Consider the following 2,765-nt stretch of genomic DNA (forward strand, 5'->3'; position numbering starts at 1 on the left):
TTGTGTTTCCATCTCTTGAATGTGTGCAAAAATATTTTTCTTTTCCAAGTTTCCACCCCGAAAGTAACCTCTACGGTTTACTTGATGACAACATCATCCAATGGCAGTTCCTTGACCTTGCTGATTTCAAACAGCTGGACATGGACGCTTCGGCTGCCGGCATTGATACCGACCACTTTGCCTTCTCCCAACGATGTGATGACGATTTTGCCTACTGATGGCAGCTCTTCCTTCACACTTTCATAATTATCATGCTCATATTTCAGACAGCACATGAGTCTTCCGCATAAGCCGGAGATTTTGGTCGGATTTAGCGACAAGCTCTGGTCTTTAGCCATCTTGATGGATACAGGCTCGAAATCGCCGAGCCAGGACGAACAGCAAAGGATGCGACCGCATGGGCCGATACCGCCCAGCATCTTGGCTTCGTCACGCACACCAATTTGTCTAAGCTCGATCCGAGTCCGGAAAATACCGGCCAGATCCTTGACGAGCTCGCGAAAATCCACTCTTCCCTCAGCCGTAAAATAAAATATAATTTTATTTCGGTCAAACGTAAATTCCACATCCACCAGCTTCATCTTGAGGCCGTGATCGCGGATTTTATTTAAACAGGTAGCAAAAGCATCCTTGGCGGCCTGCTTGTTCTCTTCCACAACCCGTGCGTCGGAATCACCGGCGATCCGGATGACCTTCTTCAGCGGGAGGACCACATCGGATTCCTGCACCTCTTTTTTTCCAACGACAACCTTGCCGTATTCGATACCGCGCGCCGTTTCGACAATAACGCTGTTATCCTTCTCAATCGGGAAATCGAGCGGATCGAAGTAATAAATTTTGCCCGCCTTTTTAAAACGGACACCCACTACACTGTACAAAAACTAACCCCCTTATATGCCAGAGACCATTGGCTAGCCTTGAAGCTATCCTTCCAAACCGATTAAAAACTGTTCAAGACAGAGTTGGCTATTCACATTGTAGCGCAATTTCTTCCTGCATTCTGCGGCTAAATCCATATAGGAGACCCATTGTGCCGTGCTGCGGGTTAAAGCATGTGTAGACAAAAAGTCCAACTGATCTATGAAAACGATACTTTCGTGCTTACCGTACTGGACGTGAAGCATATCTTTGAACCACAAATGAAACAAATTAAGCAGTGTATCCAAGTGATCGGATAACCCAGCTTTGAACACCTTCTGCCCTGCGGTCACCAGAGCGGAGCTGCCGCGGCCTAGAGCTTCCTTCCCTAATTGTAACACTACGTTTCTAATTTCTGCAAACCAATTCTGCTCCATCAGCTCGCGGCATCCGTCCAGTCCCGACGATAGGTGAACGGCGCATCTGGCAAGCGGTGAAGGATATCCTTCATCCACCAGTGTCTGCAGCATCAGCCCGGGGCTGAGCGGGGTAAAAGGCACCAGCTGCGCGCGCGACTGAATCGTTGGGAGCAGAGCCTGTCCATTCTCCGTAATCAAAATCGCCACGGCCGGAATGGGCGGCTCCTCCAGAAACTTCAGCAGGCTGTTGGCCGCCTGCACGGTCATCGTATCAGCCTGGTCGATAATATATACCTTCGGATTCTTTGATTCCGAGCGATAGGAAAAGACCCGCTGTAAGTCGCGGATCTGGTCGATTTTGATAGACGATCCATCCGGAGCAAGGAGATGAAGATCGGGGTGATTGCCGTGTTCCACTTTGCGGCATTCGAGGCATTGTCCGCAGGCGTCGTCCTCAAGCGTGGTACAGAAGAGCGCTTGGGCAAACGTCCGGGCCGTCTTCATCTGCCCGCTCCCCGCTGGACCGCTGAATATATAAGCATGGCTGACGGAGTTTCGGCGAAGGGCGTTTTGCAGCATTTGCTTTGCCGCATCCTGACCCGCAATATCTGCAAAAGACATAATTCCTCTCTTCCCAATATCGATGGACCGGAAGACGGACCGCCTGGCCGGCGCATCGATGTTACAATACGGCATTCTATCTATATCTATAGTTTATCATGTACGAAGGGCTTTACCTATTCCTATTTCTTCTAATCTGTCAGAACATCAAATTGATCAGCATACCGCGGATTTCCCCAATCCGCTGCAGCAGCTCGATTTTTCCCTGTTCGCTCTCCAGCATATCGTCGGCCAGTCCCAAAAGGGCCGAGTCGATTTCATCAATCAGATTGTAGCGCTTGCCCCGGCCTCTGCGGTCCCAGCCACGAGCTTCCTTCATCCGGACTCCACGGCGGACCGTATCCTCCAGAAACCGTTTGACCAGCATACGGTAGGCCTTCAACTCGCGGATTGTCATCGATCTAGCGAGGCGGTCTCCCTGCATCTGAATCTCTTTAAACCGGCGGTCAAGCTCCTCCTGCGATACCTTCTCGCCGTGCTGCTGCATGATATCGGAAAACGATTTGGGCTGAATCTGCTTGGCATTGCCCTCGTTAATCTGCAAATCGCTCTTTAGGGGTCTGAACCCCGGATTAATCTTCAATGGATATCTCCTGCCTTAAAAATGTTCGAAACGGTCAACCGGAAGAACGAACACGGTAGCACCGCCGACCTGAACCTCAACGGGGAGCGGCAAATATGAATCGGTCGTACCGCTCATCGGGGTTACGGGAGTAACGAGCTGTTCCCGAACTTTACAGCTGCTGCGGATGACGTTCATCACGGCTTCAACCTGGCTGTCATCTACCCCGATCATAAATGTGGTGTTACCTGCCCGCAAGAACCCACCGGTACTCGCCAATTTCGTCGCCCGGAAGTTCGCCTTGA

At 50.8% G+C, this 2,765-nt stretch carries 4 protein-coding genes; all 4 read right to left on the bottom strand.

The window, feature by feature from the left end; all coding sequences use genetic code 11:
* Window positions 1–77: 77 nt before the first annotated feature.
* The gene (locus CPT76_RS07405) at window positions 78–878 is read right to left on the bottom strand and encodes a PSP1 domain-containing protein (RefSeq protein WP_076176646.1); all 801 of its coding nucleotides are present in this window, start codon (window positions 876–878) and stop codon (window positions 78–80) included.
* 45 nt (window positions 879–923) lie between these two features.
* Complete coding sequence (holB, locus tag CPT76_RS07410; RefSeq protein WP_105442445.1) at window positions 924–1,898, bottom strand: DNA polymerase III subunit delta'; 975 nt, start codon at window positions 1,896–1,898, stop codon at window positions 924–926.
* Window positions 1,899–2,037: 139 nt separating this feature from the next.
* Complete coding sequence (locus CPT76_RS07415; RefSeq protein ID WP_076176644.1) at window positions 2,038–2,481, bottom strand: YaaR family protein; 444 nt, start codon at window positions 2,479–2,481, stop codon at window positions 2,038–2,040.
* Window positions 2,482–2,496: 15 nt separating this feature from the next.
* On the bottom strand, window positions 2,497–2,765 hold a 269-nt coding region (locus tag CPT76_RS07420), incomplete at its 5' end, for a cyclic-di-AMP receptor (RefSeq protein WP_105442446.1).

Origin of the sequence: Paenibacillus sp. AR247 (assembly GCF_002968895.1) — a bacterium.
Classification (GTDB): Bacteria; Bacillota; Bacilli; order Paenibacillales; family Paenibacillaceae; genus Paenibacillus_AQ; species Paenibacillus_AQ favisporus.